The organism is Peribacillus sp. ACCC06369, assembly GCF_030348945.1.
In the GTDB taxonomy this organism is placed as follows: Bacteria; Bacillota; Bacilli; order Bacillales; family DSM-1321; genus Peribacillus.
Genome location: NZ_JAUCEN010000002.1, coordinates 660,445 through 678,550, shown reverse-complemented (window position 1 = coordinate 678,550; position 18,106 = coordinate 660,445). Strand labels below are relative to the sequence as shown.

Genomic DNA, 18,106 nt, shown 5'->3' with positions numbered 1-18,106 from the left:
TCAGGTATCCCTAATAGGACACACCCCATAGGGTCCAAGGACCGATAGGATTATTGGAAGCTTACACAACTTATAATCGATACAACAGGTAGAAAAGATGCAGATAGCAATTCATCACCTGCTCTCGTACTTTTCACAACTGGATATGAAGAAGTGAAAACACTGCATTAAGATCGAAAGGACTGGCCCAATTTCGGCTGAATTCGACTTTTCCGGACAGACCTTTTTTAATGATATTTGAACAAATAAAAGAGACCACTTTATTTTGGTCTCTTTTTTACAGCTTGCATAATAACGCATTCGGAAAAACTCCCAATTATCAGAAGCCATCTTCCGCCACTAACATTGATGATTTCGCCCAATATGTAATTCGAAACATTGGATGAAAGAAAAGGTATGCTTTCATCCATTTCAACTGGTTTTGCTATTCGTTTAAGGGTTACTCCATGATAGTTAATACCTCAGCCACTTGGAGTCCATCGCAATGATGTTTTTTTACTTAGAATCCATTTTAATGAGTCAAATCATCATGTATCACAACACTGCCGATGACACTGTTTTTTCTTTCTCTCTACATCCAAAAATCTTTTATTTCAGGTGTCTTGGAAATAAGATAAAACCATGATTAAGGCTCATGTTTTTCCCCCTAAAAATAAGTCTTCGTTAGGGTGATTTTAGGTTTTTTCATTCTTAAGGAACTATCCTGCCCTAATAGTAGACTATGAAAAAGCTGCCTTATAGACAGTTCTGATCTTAAGTTAACGTACCTGTTAGTTGAACAGCGTAATAGATTATTTAAAGTTCACGTTAATTCCCCAATTGTTGCTTTGAATTTCCTCTACCAATTAAGATAAAAATTTTTCTTTAATTATTTGGATAGCTACAAAGTTCAATCAAAGTTCCATCAGTTGATGCGGGATTAACATAAATGAGCCTTCTTCCACGTGTGTTTGTACGTAGTGTGTCCTCTAGAAAACGAACTCCATTTGTACTTGCCTCGAGTATTGCTTTGTCCAAATCGTCAACTCGATATGCAATATGATGTACCCCCTTTCCTCGTTGCTTTATAAACCGAGCCATTGGAGAGTTCTTGTTGGTTGGTGCCAATAATTCAATTACTTTATCATTAGTTCTAACAACAGCAACGTGTACTTCGACACCAGGTGTATCGCTTGTATAACGGTCCTCTAATACTCCATTTAATACATTAAGATAAAAGGGAAGAGCATCATCAATACTTCTAACAGCAATTCCAACGTGATCTAAAACATATTCAAATTCAGTTCCTCCCAATTTAGTTCCTCCTTTCATTATTATTATTATTATTATTATCTTTAATAAGGCAAAGTCTATTTTTTAAAAATTTTAATCCTCTATCATTATTGATCTAATTTTTATGGATTCTACATTATTGGTTCCCATTATCCTCCATCCTCAAAAAAGGCATTTTGTTCCACTATCCTGCCCCGTTTCTTCAATAAGAAAAGACCCAGTAATGGCAGCCTTTATCTTAGCTTACTCATAGATTGTTTTGATTAACATTTAGTTCAATCAAATTACCGTCTGGGTCAGCACAGAAAATTTGTGCGAATCCACTTTTTCCGTATGGTTTTTCAAGGATTTCAACTTCATTCTGCTTTAACCATTTAAGAGTGTCATAGTAGTTATCGACTCTAAGGGCAAAGTGACCTTCTCTGCTGGATATGCTTTTATCCTTACGAATCGTCTGTGAAGAGGGATCGACTATCAAGTGCAGTTGATGTCCCTCTATTTCATACCAGGCACCTGGAAAATCAAAATCAGGACGCTGTATTTCTTTTAAACATAGAGTTTTACCATAAAATTCTTTTGCTCTTTCCAAATCTGTCACAGTAAGACTTACATGATGGAGGCATTTATATTTAATCAAAACCTTCACTTCTTTCATATTATCTAATTTCCCCTTTATTTTATCACTACTTCAACTAAACTGTCCCTTTAGTTCCATAAAATCGAGTAGGAGGAGGCGCCTAGCCTCCGACCTCTCACACCACCGTACATACCGTTCGGTATACGGCGGTTCAGTTTAAGTCTGACGTAGTTTTGTATATCGTTCATATAGATTTACTAACCCTTGGTGGTGCCAATAAACATTATTAAGGGTTTTGTCTAGAATAGGACTATGCGCTATGCGCCAATAACCCTTTCTGCTATTTCCCCATTCATACGCTTTTCCAAATGGGGCGCCTAATCCTTTGAGTTTCCTCACTCTCGTTCTTGGCAATTTCCATTGCTTCCATAGGCACATCCTGAGTCTTCTTCGAATCCATGAATCTAAATTCTTCAAAACGTTCGGAGTATCAATGAGGGCGAAATAACCCATCCAACCTCTAAGGTATTGCTTTAACTTATTTATTCGGAGTTTCATGGGTTTCGGTAATTTTCTCGAGGTCATTTCCCTGATTCGTTTCTTTACTCTCTTCACCGTTTGTTTAGCCAGTAGAACCTTCGGGTTCTTCTTTGACTTCGTGAAACTAAAACCGAGAAACGTTCTGTTCCAAGGGCGATCATACTTCGACTTCTCGTAGTTGACCTTTAGCTTCAGTTTATTTTCAATGAAGCTTGAGATATTTCCCATTGCACGTTTGGCGGCTTTTCGTGTCTTCACAAAGATAGTACTGTCATCCGCATACCTTACGAATCGAAGATTGCGTTTCTCTAGTTCTTTATCTAAATCGTCTAACATTATATTAGATAATAAAGGACTTAACAGGCCTCCTTGCGGAGTTCCCTCCTCACTTTTATGAAAAAGTCCGCCTATCATAATGCCTGCTTGAAGGAATTTACGAATCAGTTTGAGAATTCGTTTATCTTCAATTTTCCGCTCTAACATTCCCATGAGCTTGTCATGATTCACTTTATCGAAGAACTTCTCCAAGTCCATATCCACTACCCATTTATAACCTTCGGTTATATAGGACTTTGCCTTTCGAACCGCCTGGTGCCCTTGTTTGTTAGGGCGAAATCCATAGCTATTCTCCGAAAAGGTTGAGTCATATATCTTGGTCAATATTTGGGCAATGGCTTGTTGAATGAAACGGTCTAGAACGGTTGGAATACCCAATAGCCGAACTCCGCCGTTTGGTTTCGGGATTTCGATACGACGGACGGGCTGCGGTTGATAGGTACCCTGTAAAAGGGCAGTTTTCATGTTGTACCATTCAGTTGCGAGGTGCGGTCTCAGGTTTTGAACCGGCATTCCATCTACACCATGGCTTCCCTTATTTCTTTCTACACGCTTCAATGCCTGTATTAAGTTTTCCCTCTCTAGTATCTGTTCCATTAACATCGTTGATATCCTTTCTACGTGGATAAATGGTCTATTTGTGCCTTTATCTGCTCCACCCTTTTGAAGTTCCCCGTGTATTCACCACTTCTTCCTTCAAATAAGTTCCGTTAGGAATTGTTTGCTTCTTCGCAGATAACGAACGCCTAGTATTCATCCTCCTTAATCTGTTCGGTCCTTCCTTATCTTCTCGAGTAGACAAGTACTATGACCTCTGCTGACTTCTGATGATTCAGCTGTCCATCACTGGACAGGTTACCAAGTGTACTTGGCTGTCATCAGACCTCCCCGGGTAAGAGTGCAATCTTTCCCTCCATCTATCTGCTTCATTTACTCTGTACCACCTTCGGCAGTAAGGACTTTGTTTTGTTTCGCAAACTCATCCAATGATACCTAGCCTTATATGAAGTTCGTGTTCCTCAGACCGGAGGTTTGCCGCTTGCTTCCTTCAGATTCCACGTCACCGTGGACACCCTTGCATTAAGCTAACCACTACTACTGCCTTCATGGTTCGGGACTTTCACCCTATAGATTGCACCCATGCCGGGCGCACGAAAAAGCTGTCTTTAAGACAGCTCCGATTTTCAGCTAACGCACCCATTGGTTTAAGTAGATATTTTCACAAACTTCTAACTAATAAAAAAGACGGTGACTTACATAAATCATCGCCCCTATATTACTAATTATTCAATGCACTAGTAGAATCCCACTCGTCAACTATATGGTCCCTAAAATGAGCTACTTTAATTGTTTATTCATTCCCCACTGGAAGTACAACAGTAAATGGTTGTAATTCCTTAGCTGGGATAAAGTTTGAAAAATTGAATTGCAAAATTGTATTTTCCAGTTTAAAGTTCATGATTTTTTCTTCTCCATTTAAATCGAATGTAGATTGGAAGTGCGCTGTCTTTTTATCGATAGTTTTCACTTTATTCATGCGAATGCTATGATTTTTAGGTGGCACTGGATTTTCAGGATCTATTTCCCCTATATATTCCTTATCTACCAACAATGATTCATATTTCAAATTATTTTCAAATAAATCAAGCTGGTGTTTACTCAATTCCTTGGAGAGCCCTGTAAATTGATAATCGATTACTAGTTTACTACCCTTTTTAGTTATATCATTTACCTGAAGGCCTAAATTGAGCCGTTTGCTTTTTAACGTAAATGATTTTTTGTCCAATAGCTGTTGTACTTTTGGGTCTGCAACAGATAGCTGCGGATAAAAAGTAAGTGAAGTAGTATTTGAGTTCAGCTTGGTCATTTTTGTTCGAGCAGTACTATGATATCCATCCTCTAGTGCTGCCTCCTCTAGAGATGTTCCGTTTCCAAACCTATATACCTTTCCTTTATTATCAATTGCTTTTAGTATATAAATTTCATCATCTTTATATTTTTCCACCGTCTCATAAATAAGCGAAGATGACGCCCTTGCGGTGAGGACCTCTTTAATACGGATTTTGACCTCATCATCCGGGTACCCTTGCTCCTGATCAATAACAAGTGTACTGTTTTTTTCTTGCTGAATTGGGATATCAAAATTCCATTCACCTTTTATCCCGTTAATATTATGAATAGTTATAGGGAGAGTAGAATTCTTCTTAAATGATTTATATGGATATTCCATTTTCCATTGGAAATTGTATCCCCCCTTGACCTTCCTAATGTCTGTCGACTTTCCATTCAACCAAGGGTCATTATCCCCTTTGTTGTGTTCAAAATTCATATCAAAGCTTACTTCCCCTTTTTCGTTATGCCCTTTTTCAACCTCTTCATCTACAAATCCTGTAATTGATATCACATTGCCATCAAAATAAGCGCTGGTGAGTTTTACAGTCACTCCATTTTTAGTTAAGGATTGATTTAATTCTGTAACTGCATCTTGATTCGCAAGTTCAACACCCATTGAATCATTGAATTCTTGAAAAATACCGCCTATTAAAGGGGTATTAGCCAATACTTTATTCATTGTAGGATTAACAAATCCAGAAGCAATGGTGATTCCAAGAAGAGCAGCTGCAGCAGATGAACCTGCAAGAACTTTCTTTTTCTTTATTTTCCTACCTTGCCCTGACATTTTTAAGCCTTTATCAATAGCGCCAAACACTTTTTCTTTTGGTACAACTATTTTTTCAATAGCACTTTTTACTTCTTTGTTATCCATTGCATTTGCCCTCCTCATCTTTATAGGACTTTTTTAATTCGGCTTTCCCCCTGCTTAAATAAGTTTTTACAGTCCCTTCGGGGATCTCCATGATTTCACTAATGGTTTTAATAGAATAATCATAGTAGTAAAACAAAATAATGGCGGATCTATAATTCCCTTTTAACTGTCCGATCGCATTTAATAGATCTATTGCTTCGTCATGACCTGAATGATAGGTTACCGATAAATCAGACAATACTTCGTCTGTTAGTGGCACAATATTATTTCTTCTTTTGAGAATATGACCAGCACATCGGATAATGATCCTGGTAAGCCAAGTCATAAAGTAATCTGGATGCTTTAACGAGTGAATACTCTTATAAGCTTGATATGTCGTCTCTTGAACGACATCCAATGCATCCTCTTCGTTATGTACATAAAGATAAGCAGTCCGGTAGATTCGTTCATAGTGCTGCTTTATGAGTTGTTCAAAGGCTTTTTTATTTCCCCTGATTGCTTTTTTAACCATCTTATCATTCTCAAACTCCATCTCTCTCTCTCTCAACTCCTTTCAACTATTAGTGGAATATATCTTTAGAAAAAGTTTCAAAAAGTTAAAGTATTTTTAGAAAAAGCATAACATGCAAATAAAAACCTAAGTTTAACAAAATAAACAGAAACCACTTTGCGATTTCTGCTTCTTTAAACTGTTGCTTTTTTTGATAGCTTTTGAATTTGTTGAGTGTATTCTGCAACTCAAAGGTGTCGTGATTCTACAAAATCGCTTATTGAACAAACCTGCCCCTTTAGTTGCATAAGAAAAAGGCTGCCGCAGCAACCCCTGTTATTGAACTAAAGCACCCGTTAGCCATCCATGAAGCGCAAAAATCAGCGCTTCACCACAGAGAATGAAAATTGGTCTCTATGTCGATAATGTTTTAATGGCTGGCGAAGAAGGTCGTTGAACTATGGTGCCTTTGAGCCCATCCGTTAGTCTGACTCCGACGACCACGGTGTACCACCGACTGTCGCGCCCTTTATGGGTAGCACTCATGGGAGATTAATCCTTTTTTGGTCGTCGCGCTAGCCTCTACCTAATTTAAGTATGATTGGAGGTTTTTGTTTAACGATTTACCAAACTCAATCAGATCACTCATAAGGCTCAGCCTTTTTTAAAAGCGTTTTTACTGGGTCTATTTTGTTGTGGTTTTTTCTAGATTTTGTGCTTTTTTAATTTTCATGGGAGTTCATTAAGAAAAGCGATTCTTATTAAAGAATCGCGCCCGATTGCTGAATATAATAATTGTCTCTCTTTCATTCTTTCGTTTCTAATAATGAAATTGTCAAAGTAGATAAGCAAATCGTCAAAGAAATCCCTTATTTATTTTACACTGTGAAAAATAAAAGATTTGGTTTCTGAAGTTGCTTGTTTAAACTCCCAATCTCCATAAACTTGGAATTGTGAAAAGCCTACTTGTTGTAATGATTCATGGATTTCATCTTGTGTTCGGAATTTTAATTGCATCTTTTTATGAATTACTACTTCTTCTGTACGTGCATTTTTCACAGTTTCATAAAATGTAAAAACATCTTCTATAAATCCCTCGTATTCTGTCCATATTTCAAGTGTATCACCAGTCATCTGATTCGTTGCAATATCAGGTGTCATATCCTTTTTCCACTGTTCCCACGCCTTTGCTAATGGGTTACGTGTATCAAAGATAAAATGTCCTCCAGGCTTTAATGCTCGATATGCATCTGAAATGACGTGTTGCCAACTTTCATCTGTAAGAAATACTTGCGCAACATTCGCTGTCATTATAACGGCATCAAACCCACTTGTTTGTAATTTTGAGCTATCACCAACAATCCAAGTCACTTCGCCTGGATACGCTTTGTTTTCCGCATATTCGATTGCTTCTTCATTCGGGTCAATAGCTGTAATATGATAGCCTACTTTCGCAAAATGCGTTGTCAATCTTCCAGTTCCACAACCCAAATCAGCTATTTTTTTAACATTTACCTTCTTTAACAGTGCTAAGAAGAATTCATCGTCTTTACCCCAGCTATTAATTTGATCATATACTAATGGAATCATTTATTTACCTACTTTCTAAATCATACTTATTTTTTCCTTTATATTTGGCAAAGTACTTTTACCAGTACCTGTACCACAAATTATTTTCACTTAATTACTTCGATTGGATTACAATTTCTTCTTCCGCAATATGGCCCTTTAATGGAATAACATAAACAACTTTAATGGATTTGAGTCAATATTTTGGACACTAAAAAGTTAAATCTTAAGCTGTATTCCTAATTCGATCTTCAATGGCTTGTGGGGTTTGATAACCCAAGCTGCTGTGAATTCTTTTTCGGTTATACCAACCTTCAATAAATTGGAACATCGCTAATTTAGCTGTTTGATAGTCTAGATATTGTACGTGGTTGACTTCTTCCTTCTTTAATAGGGCATGAAAGGATTCAATACAGGCATTATCGTACGGGCAACCTTTCTGACTAAAGGATTGCTTAATATGATGGTTTTGGATATGTTGAGTAAACTCACTGCTTGTATATTGTGAGCCAAGATCGGTATGAAGAACTAAGCCCTCCGAGGGCTTTTGTGATAGGTGTGCGTTATTGAAAGCTTTTATGACCAGTTCTGTCGTCATTGAACGAGAAAATGAATACCCTACTATTTTCTTAGAATGAAGGTCTAATACCGAAGCTAAATAACACCATCCGTCTTTTAACGTATGGATATACGTAATATCTGCTACCCATTTCTCATTAATGGTCTGAGTAGTGAAGTCTCGTTTTAACAAATTATCCAATTGAATAACCTTTTCTTTAGATGGATAGGGACGGTATTTTTTCTTAGTAATAGAACGAATTCTCGCCTTGCTCATTAAGCGTTGAACACGCTTTAGACTTAGGGAAAACCCTTTGGTTAATAAGCTTTCATGAATCTTTGGAGCCCCATATCGTCCCTTGCTTTCCAGGTAAATGAGATGAATTTCCTTCGTGATTTCTTGGTTTTCCTGTTCGCGATTTGATACGACTATTTGAAGGGACTGATAATGGCTGCTTCTTGGGATTTCTAGTATTTCACACATCTTCTGTACGGGATATTGTTTCTTGTGTTCCTCAATAAATTCGGTAAGATCTGTTTCGGTTACTTTTTCGCGAATATGGCCATAGCCTTTTTTAAGATTTCAACTTCTTGCTTTAACCGAAGGTTTTCCTTTTGAATGGCGGCTAATTCCTTTGGAGTCATGGACTCTTCCCCTAAACCGATTGGAGTAAATTCTTTAACCCATTTATAAATGGTAACTTCTGATACGCCATATTCGCCGCTTAATTCTTTGACCGAATTACCCGAGTGATAAAGATCTACAATAGTCTTCTTGAATTCATTATTGTATTTTTTACCTGTATTCTTACGTTCCAAGACGGACACATCCTCTCAAAAATCATTGTAAGGACTTAACTAAAATGTGTCCATGAAACTATACTAACTCCATTATTCCATTAAATGGCCCGATTGCTAAATAAGAAAAAATCCTACATTATAAAAAAATAGAATATAAACGACCTACTCAGGGTTATTTCCCCATTAACTAGATCACCTCTTAATTAAAAACAGTTAAGTCCCATTTTCCATAATAAAATCACGTTCTGATCTTATTTGTTCTTCTAAAAGATAATCCTCTAACTTCCCATATCTTGAAGCTTGTGTTAATGATAGGCCAAACCCTTCAACGAGTAACTGTGGTCCAAAATTACTTGCTATCATATTAAATTGCTTACCTCATTGGATCAGTATGCTGGTAAAGATTCAAGACTTGAAAAGTATGGTGAATCTGCTTTTAAATTAATTCATAAAGAATAGAACCAAGAATTAAAAACTTTGAATTTACGCATGAGAAGGAAATACGCCTTACGTGGAGAGGTGTTGCTTGCCGATATGGAGGAAGTTCAACCTGAACATGGCTACACACTAGAAAAGGTGTTTGAGCTTCTTTATATAGACTTTATTGATAAATTTCGAAAAGGTGATCATGCGGGTGTCGTAGAAGATATCCTGCACCTGCTTGATGATGAAATCGAATAGAATATACGTAAGGCGTAAGGCTAAGGAACACATTTGAAGGGAAAAGTCCATTAATCTCAGGCAAAATTATTCACAATACAATTTGCATAGGTAATGAGCTTGAACTATGATGGATTCCCGTTCTCTTTTTTTATTGCTAAATAAATAAAGAGGACGGATAGCACTATCCATACGCTAAGCTAACCTTTTGAACATTGTCATGCTTGAATCTACTGGTGTCCTGCAAAAGTCCAGGATTTATGAAATGAGTTCCAATAAAACAATGCGTGAAACACTGGCATTTTTAATAGTTTGCGACAATGCGCACCAAAATGCATTTGCCAAGGCATTGGAAACGCTTGGTGTCGACTGGGGAAAAATCTTCCCTGTACCCAATTATGATTTGAACAAATATCCCGAATGCCGCAAATATGTGGATTTAGGCTACCATAATGCCCAATTCAACTTCAGATTGGATCAAACTCAAATCAGCGAAATTTCCCAAGGGGAGACACCGAGCCGAAATGGTGGAAACCTTATACCGAGCCGCCAAAAGGATTCCCGGTTCCCGAAATGCCGGATATGCCAAATGAACATAGCCCCGGCTTGAGTGATTTGAACAATTAAAAAAAGGCGGGCACATCTTAAATTGTTTCTTTCTTCTATTTGGACACAATAAAAAAGACACTGTTTCCCTTAATCTTTATTGGGAGCAGTGTCTTTTTTATTATCCTCTAAAGAGGAAATACCATAAGAAAAGGATTTTACCAAAGGGCCCTTATAAATTATCAAAAGTATTTTCAATGGCTAATTCCAATTCTTCTTTTCCTTCTCCTATATAACGTTTGGTCATGTTCAAATCTTTATGCCCCATCAATTTTGAAACGGTTTGAAGGTCTATCCCCTTATCGATTAGTTTTTGGCAAAACGTACTCCGCAGCTTATGGGGAGTCGCATTATATTTAGTCAGCATATATTGCACGGACCTTGGCGTGATGCGCTGATTCACACTGGATATGAAGATGGCTTCCGTTTCCATATTTAAAAATTCCTTGTATGCCTTGATCTTTTCACTAGCAGTTATGGACAGTGGAATCTTCCTGTCTATATCACCTTTTGAATCCCGGATGAGGATATATTGCCTTTCTCCCTCTTTTTGAATGTCGCTATGGTTCAAATCACAAAGTTCGGACACCCGGATACCCGTATGTATCATTGTGTAGACTATAGCAATATTCCTGAAATGACCAGAGGCCTCGATTTCTTTTAGGAGAGCAGCTTGCTCAAGCATGTTCAGGGCTTTTGGCGGATCTTCTTTCTTTTCCTTTGCTTTACGATCAATGTTGAGGACGATCTCGGGTTTATCAAGGAACCTGGAAAACATGGTAATGGCTGAATAATGTTTTTCAATCGTTCCTCCACTCTTGTTTGACTGTTCCATATCGTCTATATAGGTTTGCACGTGGGATTTTTCAATCTCTTCCGCTTCTTCTTTAAACCATTGAAGAAACTGGGAGATGACTCCCACATAGGTTTTAATCGTACCATCGGATTTATTTTGACCCATTAACCATTCGGCAAAAGAATGAAGAATTTGTTTATTGTCCAGGTTTTCTTCTTTACTGGTCATCGAGAGGCCCCCTACCAAAATCATGCTATTAATAAGCCTTTCCAACGAAAAGTTGAATTTATACAAAAAAACCTTAGGAGAATCCTAAGGTTTAGAATGCTAAGATAGGATTTGAACCTGTTTATACGGGTTTATGAATCCTATTTGATGTGATAAACTTTGCTTGGCGGCGTCCTACTCTCACAGGGGGAAACCCCCAACTACCATCGGCGCTGAAGAGCTTAACTGCCGTGTTCGGAATGGGAACGGGTGTGACCTCTTCGCTATCGCCACCAAACATATCAGGAACGTTGTTCCTTCAAAACTAGATAATAAGAAGGTATTTCATTTTTTAAAAAGCGTTGGTTAAGTCCTCGATCTATTAGTATCAGTCAGCTCCACATGTCGCCACGCTTCCACCTCTGACCTATCAACCTGATCATCTTTCAGGGATCTTACTAGCTTGCGCCATGGGAAATCTCATCTTGAGGGGGGCTTCATGCTTAGATGCTTTCAGCACTTATCCCGTCCGCACGTAGCTACCCAGCTATGCCTTTGGCAAGACAACTGGTACACCAGCGGTGCGTCCATCCCGGTCCTCTCGTACTAAGGACAGCTCCTCTCAAATTTCCTGCGCCCGCGACGGATAGGGACCGAACTGTCTCACGACGTTCTGAACCCAGCTCGCGTACCGCTTTAATGGGCGAACAGCCCAACCCTTGGGACCGACTACAGCCCCAGGATGCGATGAGCCGACATCGAGGTGCCAAACCTCCCCGTCGATGTGGACTCTTGGGGGAGATAAGCCTGTTATCCCCGGGGTAGCTTTTATCCGTTGAGCGATGGCCCTTCCATGCGGAACCACCGGATCACTAAGCCCGACTTTCGTCCCTGCTCGACTTGTAGGTCTCGCAGTCAAGCTCCCTTGTGCCTTTACACTCTACGAATGATTTCCAACCATTCTGAGGGAACCTTTGGGCGCCTCCGTTACTCTTTAGGAGGCGACCGCCCCAGTCAAACTGCCCACCTGACACTGTCTCCCACCCCGATAAGGGGCGCGGGTTAGAATTTCAATACAGCCAGGGTAGTATCCCACCAACGCCTCCACCGAAGCTAGCGCTCCGGCTTCTCAGGCTCCTACCTATCCTGTACAAGCTGTACCAAAATTCAATATCAGGCTGCAGTAAAGCTCCACGGGGTCTTTCCGTCCTGTCGCGGGTAACCTGCATCTTCACAGGTACTATAATTTCACCGAGTCTCTCGTTGAGACAGTGCCCAGATCGTTACACCTTTCGTGCGGGTCGGAACTTACCCGACAAGGAATTTCGCTACCTTAGGACCGTTATAGTTACGGCCGCCGTTTACTGGGGCTTCGGTTCAAAGCTTCGCTTGCGCTAACCTCTCCCCTTAACCTTCCAGCACCGGGCAGGTGTCAGCCCCTATACTTCGCCTTGCGGCTTCGCAGAGACCTGTGTTTTTGCTAAACAGTCGCCTGGGCCTATTCACTGCGGCTTTTCCGGGCTATTCACCCTAAAAAGCACCCCTTCTCCCGAAGTTACGGGGTCATTTTGCCGAGTTCCTTAACGAGAGTTCTCTCGCACACCTTAGGATTCTCTCCTCGCCTACCTGTGTCGGTTTGCGGTACGGGCACCTTACATCTCACTAGAGGCTTTTCTTGGCAGCGTGGAATCAGGAACTTCGGTACTATATTTCCCTCGCCATCACAGCTCCGCCTTAATGGAAACGGGATTTGCCTCGTTTCCGGCCTAACTGCTTGGACGCGCATATCCAACAGCGCGCTTACCCTATCCTTCTGCGTCCCCCCATCGTTCAAACGATGTATAGGTGGTACAGGAATATCAACCTGTTGTCCATCGCCTACGCCTTTCGGCCTCGGCTTAGGTCCCGACTAACCCTGAGCGGACGAGCCTTCCTCAGGAAACCTTAGGCATTCGGTGGAAGGGATTCTCACCCTTCTTTCGCTACTCATACCGGCATTCTCACTTCTAAGCGCTCCACCAGTCCTTCCGGTCTGACTTCAACGCCCTTAGAACGCTCTCCTACCATCGACACCTAATGGTGTCAATCCACAGCTTCGGTGATACGTTTAGCCCCGGTACATTTTCGGCGCGGAGTCACTCGACCAGTGAGCTATTACGCACTCTTTAAATGGTGGCTGCTTCTGAGCCAACATCCTGGTTGTCTAAGCAACTCCACATCCTTTTCCACTTAACGTATACTTTGGGACCTTAGCTGGTGGTCTGGGCTGTTTCCCTTTCGACTACGGATCTTATCACTCGCAGTCTGACTCCCAAGAATAAGTATTTGGCATTCGGAGTTTGACTGAATTCGGTAACCCGTTGGGGGCCCCTAGTCCAATCAGTGCTCTACCTCCAATACTCTCATCTTGAGGCTAGCCCTAAAGCTATTTCGGAGAGAACCAGCTATCTCCAGGTTCGATTGGAATTTCTCCGCTACCCACACCTCATCCCCGCACTTTTCAACGTGCGTGGGTTCGGGCCTCCATTCAGTGTTACCTGAACTTCACCCTGGACATGGGTAGATCACCTGGTTTCGGGTCTACGACCTCATACTCATTCGCCCTATTCAGACTCGCTTTCGCTGCGGCTCCGTCTTATCAACTTAACCTCGCATGAAATCGTAACTCGCCGGTTCATTCTACAAAAGGCACGCCATTACCCATTAACGGGCTTTGACTACTTGTAGGCACACGGTTTCAGGATCTATTTCACTCCCCTTCCGGGGTGCTTTTCACCTTTCCCTCACGGTACTGGTTCACTATCGGTCACTAGGGAGTATTTAGCCTTGGGAGATGGTCCTCCCTGCTTCCGACGGGATTTCTCGTGTCCCGCCGTACTCAGGATCCACTCAGGAGGGAACGAAGTTTCAACTACAGGGTTTTTACCTTCTTTGACGGACCTTTCCAGGTCACTTCATTTACCCCGTTCCTTTGTAACTCCATGTTGAGTGTCCTACAACCCCAAGAGGCAAGCCTCTTGGTTTGGGCTAATTCCGTTTCGCTCGCCGCTACTCAGGAAATCGCATTTGCTTTCTCTTCCTCCGGGTACTTAGATGTTTCAGTTCCCCGGGTCTGCCTTCAGTACCCTATGTATTCAGGTAAAGATACTGTTCCATTACGAACAGTGGGTTTCCCCATTCGGAAATCTCCGGATCAAAGCTTACTTACAGCTCCCCGAAGCATATCGGTGTTAGTCCCGTCCTTCATCGGCTCCTAGTGCCAAGGCATCCACCGTGCGCCCTTTCTAACTTAACCGTTAAAAAGATCTTACAGATGCTTTGAAAAAAATTAATTGCCTTCTATCTATTATCTAGTTTTCAAGGAACAAAGCAGAAAGAATCCATCACATCGTGATGTTTTTCTTCCCTATCTGAATGAATTACTCATTCAAAACTGAACAAAACAAAAGCGCTCTCGTAATTATCCTTAGAAAGGAGGTGATCCAGCCGCACCTTCCGATACGGCTACCTTGTTACGACTTCACCCCAATCATCTGTCCCACCTTAGGCGGCTGGCTCCATAAAGGTTACCTCACCGACTTCGGGTGTTACAAACTCTCGTGGTGTGACGGGCGGTGTGTACAAGGCCCGGGAACGTATTCACCGCGGCATGCTGATCCGCGATTACTAGCGATTCCGGCTTCATGTAGGCGAGTTGCAGCCTACAATCCGAACTGAGAATGGCTTTATGGGATTCGCTTACCTTCGCAGGTTTGCAGCCCTTTGTACCATCCATTGTAGCACGTGTGTAGCCCAGGTCATAAGGGGCATGATGATTTGACGTCATCCCCACCTTCCTCCGGTTTGTCACCGGCAGTCACCTTAGAGTGCCCAACTGAATGCTGGCAACTAAGATCAAGGGTTGCGCTCGTTGCGGGACTTAACCCAACATCTCACGACACGAGCTGACGACAACCATGCACCACCTGTCACTCTGTCCCCCGAAGGGGAAAGCCCTATCTCTAGGGTTGTCAGAGGATGTCAAGACCTGGTAAGGTTCTTCGCGTTGCTTCGAATTAAACCACATGCTCCACCGCTTGTGCGGGCCCCCGTCAATTCCTTTGAGTTTCAGCCTTGCGGCCGTACTCCCCAGGCGGAGTGCTTAATGCGTTAGCTGCAGCACTAAAGGGCGGAAACCCTCTAACACTTAGCACTCATCGTTTACGGCGTGGACTACCAGGGTATCTAATCCTGTTTGCTCCCCACGCTTTCGCGCCTCAGTGTCAGTTACAGACCAGAAAGTCGCCTTCGCCACTGGTGTTCCTCCAAATCTCTACGCATTTCACCGCTACACTTGGAATTCCACTTTCCTCTTCTGTACTCAAGTTCCCCAGTTTCCAATGACCCTCCACGGTTGAGCCGTGGGCTTTCACATCAGACTTAAAGAACCACCTGCGCGCGCTTTACGCCCAATAATTCCGGACAACGCTTGCCACCTACGTATTACCGCGGCTGCTGGCACGTAGTTAGCCGTGGCTTTCTGGTTAGGTACCGTCAAGGTACCAGCAGTTACTCTGGTACTTGTTCTTCCCTAACAACAGAACTTTACGACCCGAAGGCCTTCTTCGTTCACGCGGCGTTGCTCCGTCAGACTTTCGTCCATTGCGGAAGATTCCCTACTGCTGCCTCCCGTAGGAGTCTGGGCCGTGTCTCAGTCCCAGTGTGGCCGATCACCCTCTCAGGTCGGCTACGCATCGTCGCCTTGGTGAGCCATTACCTCACCAACTAGCTAATGCGCCGCGGGCCCATCTATAAGTGACAGCGTAAACCGTCTTTCCATCTTCTCTCATGCGAGAAAAGAACGTATCCGGTATTAGCTCCGGTTTCCCGAAGTTATCCCAGTCTTATAGGCAGGTTGCCCACGTGTTACTCACCCGTCCGCCGCTAATCTCAGGGAGCAAGCTCCCATCGATTCGCTCGACTTGCATGTATTAGGCACGCCGCCAGCGTTCGTCCTGAGCCAGGATCAAACTCTCCGAAGAAATGTTTGACTTGCTCATTTGCTTTTTTGATAGTGTGTGCTCACTTAAAATTTAACGTTGGCGCTTTGTTTTGTTCAGTTTTCAAAGAGCAATTGTTACTGGTTTGTTTCAACTTATTCATCTTAACATAACGTTGAATAGTTGTCAACTTCTACGAAGAAAATATTTTGTTAATATCGCTCGTTAATTAGGCGACTTCATTATCATACTTCTATTTTTCTTTAGTGTCAATATTTAATTCGTAAAATGAGAATCTGTACTAACACTTCCCTCTTGAACCATCTTGTTAATGAATACAAAAAACCACTGTACGTGTTTCTTCTATAATAATTAACTGGGATGCACTAAACTGAAGATTTTATCATTTTTAAAGTATTCTTCAATATACATTATCTACCTCACGGATGGACAAATTAGTGACTTAAGTTATCTAGACCTAATTATAAAAAAACTTAATAAATAAACGAGAGTACATTTTAGCCATGTATAATATACTCTCCTTTTTTCTTTTAGTGAACTAAACCAGCTAATAGGATGTCAATATCTTTCTCTAAAATTTTCATTTCCCTTATGATATACTATTTTTGGCCACGCCAAATAACCCTCCAAAACCTTTTGGAAGGATTTTTCTCTGTTACACAAAACCGTTAATAGGCTAAATCTAGGAACGTTTCTTTTCTCTTTAATAAAGCATAAATCCAATGAAGCAACTTATTCACACAGGCAACGATTGACACTTTGGCAGGTTTTCCTTCTGATTTTTTCTTATCATAGAATGCTTTAAGCTTTTTGTTCCTTGAACTTCTTATGCCGCATAGTACGGCAAGATACAGAGAATGACGTAGTCTGCTCGAACCTCTTTTTGTCATACGATTAATGGTTGCTGTAAACTTACCCGATGAGTGAACACTTGGATCTACTCCAGCGAAGGCAACCAGTTTTTTCGGATGATTAAACCGATCGATTTCACCAATTTCAGAGATAATCGTGGCTTTGATTTTTTCACCGATACCGGGTATCGATTGGATGATCTTATATTCTTCCAGTTCATTTGCCAGGGCCACTATACGATCTTCCAAATCAGAAAGGTGCCCCTGGTAATGAAAAAGCAACTCAATGTACATACGAAGATTAATTACGTGACTTTCATACACGTTTTTTTGAAATGGATTCCGAGATACGGAGTCCATTATTTTTTTTGCTTTTCCCCATGCCCATTGACCGGATCGGCTAGAACAGAACTCTATAACACTCTCTGCTAGTCTACTTTCTCCGGCTGTTAATACAGCCTCTGAAGTAGGATATTCCTTTAACATCAATAAAGAAACCTTCGAATACAGATCCCCAAAAACCTTCCGATATTCAGGAAACACTTGATCTAAAATGGTGTGAAACTGAAGTTTAGCTTCCACATACATATTCGTTACGATTTCCTGTTGTCTGGACAAATTCCGAAGGTCTAAAAGCTGAATTCCTCTAATTTTATGAGGTTCAAAATCCTCTTTGTAATACAGCACACACAACTGGTACGCATCGATTGCGTCTGTTTTTACCTTTCGTAAACTGGTCTTCTTTGCCTGATAAGAAATAATCGGATTTAGTAAGATATATAGAATCCCTTGTTCCTCCAAGTATTGAATAACAGGAGTATGGTAATGCCCTGTAGATTCTAAAATGACCATAGGCATCTGCCCTGTCACCACTTCAATCTCTTTTAAAAAGTCTAATAAATGATCTAATTCCTCTTTGATATGCTTCATTGAAAAGCTCTTCCCATACGGTTTAGATTGATCTAAAAATGCCTGAACTTGGCTCTCTCCTTTTGCTACATCCAGACCAACAACTGGATTCATTGCTTTTTTCCTCCTCCACTTATTTACCAGTACCCCTAGTCCTCCATGTAGTG

Annotated in this window: 11 protein-coding genes, 3 rRNA genes and 1 pseudogene; 2 read left to right on the top strand and 13 right to left on the bottom strand. The window is 41.2% G+C overall.

Going from position 1 to position 18,106, the window contains the following annotated elements:
• Nucleotides 1–864: 864 nt before the first annotated feature.
• The 8 genes from QUF78_RS04040 to QUF78_RS04005 all read right to left on the bottom strand — a co-directional run bounded on the left by QUF78_RS04040 (nucleotide 865) and on the right by QUF78_RS04005 (nucleotide 9,273).
• Complete coding sequence (locus tag QUF78_RS04040; protein WP_289323671.1) at nucleotides 865–1,293, bottom strand: VOC family protein; 429 nt, start codon at nucleotides 1,291–1,293, stop codon at nucleotides 865–867.
• A gap of 226 nt (nucleotides 1,294–1,519) precedes the next feature.
• Nucleotides 1,520–1,909: a VOC family protein gene (locus QUF78_RS04035; protein WP_289327219.1), complete on the bottom strand. Its 390-nt coding sequence runs from the start codon at nucleotides 1,907–1,909 to the stop codon at nucleotides 1,520–1,522.
• 156 nt (nucleotides 1,910–2,065) lie between these two features.
• Nucleotides 2,066–3,328: a group II intron reverse transcriptase/maturase gene (ltrA, locus tag QUF78_RS04030; protein WP_289323670.1), complete on the bottom strand. Its 1,263-nt coding sequence runs from the start codon at nucleotides 3,326–3,328 to the stop codon at nucleotides 2,066–2,068.
• 748 nt (nucleotides 3,329–4,076) lie between these two features.
• Nucleotides 4,077–5,492 carry a DUF4179 domain-containing protein gene (locus QUF78_RS04025; RefSeq protein ID WP_289323669.1) on the bottom strand — a complete coding sequence of 472 codons (1,416 nt, stop codon included), beginning with the start codon at nucleotides 5,490–5,492 and terminating at the stop codon, nucleotides 4,077–4,079.
• A complete protein-coding gene (locus QUF78_RS04020) occupies nucleotides 5,485–6,024 on the bottom strand; it encodes a sigma-70 family RNA polymerase sigma factor (RefSeq protein ID WP_283929407.1) in 540 nt (179 codons plus the stop codon). Before QUF78_RS04020 ends, QUF78_RS04025 begins: the two co-directional genes overlap by 8 nt.
• Nucleotides 6,025–6,855: 831 nt before the next feature.
• Complete coding sequence (locus QUF78_RS04015) at nucleotides 6,856–7,572, bottom strand: class I SAM-dependent methyltransferase (RefSeq protein WP_289323668.1); 717 nt, start codon at nucleotides 7,570–7,572, stop codon at nucleotides 6,856–6,858.
• Between the two features lie 205 nt (nucleotides 7,573–7,777).
• Nucleotides 7,778–8,928, bottom strand: a protein-coding gene (locus QUF78_RS04010) for an IS3 family transposase (RefSeq protein WP_483313823.1) whose coding sequence is annotated in 2 segments (ribosomal slippage) — nucleotides 7,778–8,679 and nucleotides 8,679–8,928 — 1,152 coding nt in all. Because the reading frame shifts where the segments join, the coding sequence is not laid out codon by codon here.
• Between the two features lie 195 nt (nucleotides 8,929–9,123).
• Nucleotides 9,124–9,273, bottom strand: coding sequence for a hypothetical protein (locus QUF78_RS04005; protein WP_289323666.1), 150 nt, complete (start codon nucleotides 9,271–9,273; stop codon nucleotides 9,124–9,126).
• Nucleotides 9,274–9,399: 126 nt separating this feature from the next.
• Between QUF78_RS04005 and QUF78_RS04000 the strand changes: the two genes are divergently transcribed.
• Together QUF78_RS04000 and QUF78_RS03995 are read left to right on the top strand one after the other, a co-directional pair.
• Nucleotides 9,400–9,591, top strand: a complete 192-nt coding sequence (locus QUF78_RS04000) for a hypothetical protein (RefSeq protein WP_289323665.1) — start codon at nucleotides 9,400–9,402, stop codon at nucleotides 9,589–9,591.
• Nucleotides 9,592–9,769: 178 nt separating this feature from the next.
• Nucleotides 9,770–10,197, top strand: a pseudogene (locus QUF78_RS03995) (manganese catalase family protein); the annotation flags it as partial.
• 151 nt (nucleotides 10,198–10,348) lie between these two features.
• Here the strand turns inward: QUF78_RS03995 and QUF78_RS03990 are convergent.
• The 5 genes from QUF78_RS03990 to QUF78_RS03970 all read right to left on the bottom strand — a co-directional run bounded on the left by QUF78_RS03990 (nucleotide 10,349) and on the right by QUF78_RS03970 (nucleotide 18,053).
• Entirely contained in the window at nucleotides 10,349–11,200 is an 852-nt protein-coding gene (locus tag QUF78_RS03990) for a tyrosine-type recombinase/integrase (RefSeq protein WP_289323664.1), read from the bottom strand.
• A 161-nt stretch (nucleotides 11,201–11,361) separates the two neighbouring features.
• A 5S ribosomal RNA gene (gene rrf, locus QUF78_RS03985) occupies nucleotides 11,362–11,477 on the bottom strand.
• Nucleotides 11,478–11,541: 64 nt separating this feature from the next.
• Nucleotides 11,542–14,474: ribosomal RNA gene (locus QUF78_RS03980) — 23S ribosomal RNA — on the bottom strand.
• 175 nt (nucleotides 14,475–14,649) lie between these two features.
• Nucleotides 14,650–16,200 (bottom strand): 16S ribosomal RNA (locus QUF78_RS03975).
• The 16S, 23S and 5S rRNA genes sit together here, the layout of an rRNA operon.
• 647 nt (nucleotides 16,201–16,847) lie before the next feature.
• Nucleotides 16,848–18,053, bottom strand: coding sequence for an IS110 family RNA-guided transposase (locus QUF78_RS03970; protein ID WP_289323663.1), 1,206 nt, complete (start codon nucleotides 18,051–18,053; stop codon nucleotides 16,848–16,850).
• Nucleotides 18,054–18,106: the final 53 nt, after the last annotated feature.

Coding starts and splice junctions, on each gene's coding strand:
- ltrA (WP_289323670.1), bottom strand. CDS start 3,328: ATGTTAATGGAACAGATACTAGAGAGGGAAAACTTAATACAGGCATTG.
- QUF78_RS04025 (WP_289323669.1), bottom strand. CDS start 5,492: ATGGATAACAAAGAAGTAAAAAGTGCTATTGAAAAAATAGTTGTACCA.
- QUF78_RS04020 (WP_283929407.1), bottom strand. CDS start 6,024: ATGGAGTTTGAGAATGATAAGATGGTTAAAAAAGCAATCAGGGGAAAT.
- QUF78_RS04015 (WP_289323668.1), bottom strand. CDS start 7,572: ATGATTCCATTAGTATATGATCAAATTAATAGCTGGGGTAAAGACGAT.
- QUF78_RS04005 (WP_289323666.1), bottom strand. CDS start 9,273: ATGATAGCAAGTAATTTTGGACCACAGTTACTCGTTGAAGGGTTTGGC.
- QUF78_RS04000 (WP_289323665.1), top strand. CDS start 9,400: ATGAGAAGGAAATACGCCTTACGTGGAGAGGTGTTGCTTGCCGATATG.
- QUF78_RS03990 (WP_289323664.1), bottom strand. CDS start 11,200: ATGACCAGTAAAGAAGAAAACCTGGACAATAAACAAATTCTTCATTCT.
- QUF78_RS03970 (WP_289323663.1), bottom strand. CDS start 18,053: ATGAATCCAGTTGTTGGTCTGGATGTAGCAAAAGGAGAGAGCCAAGTT.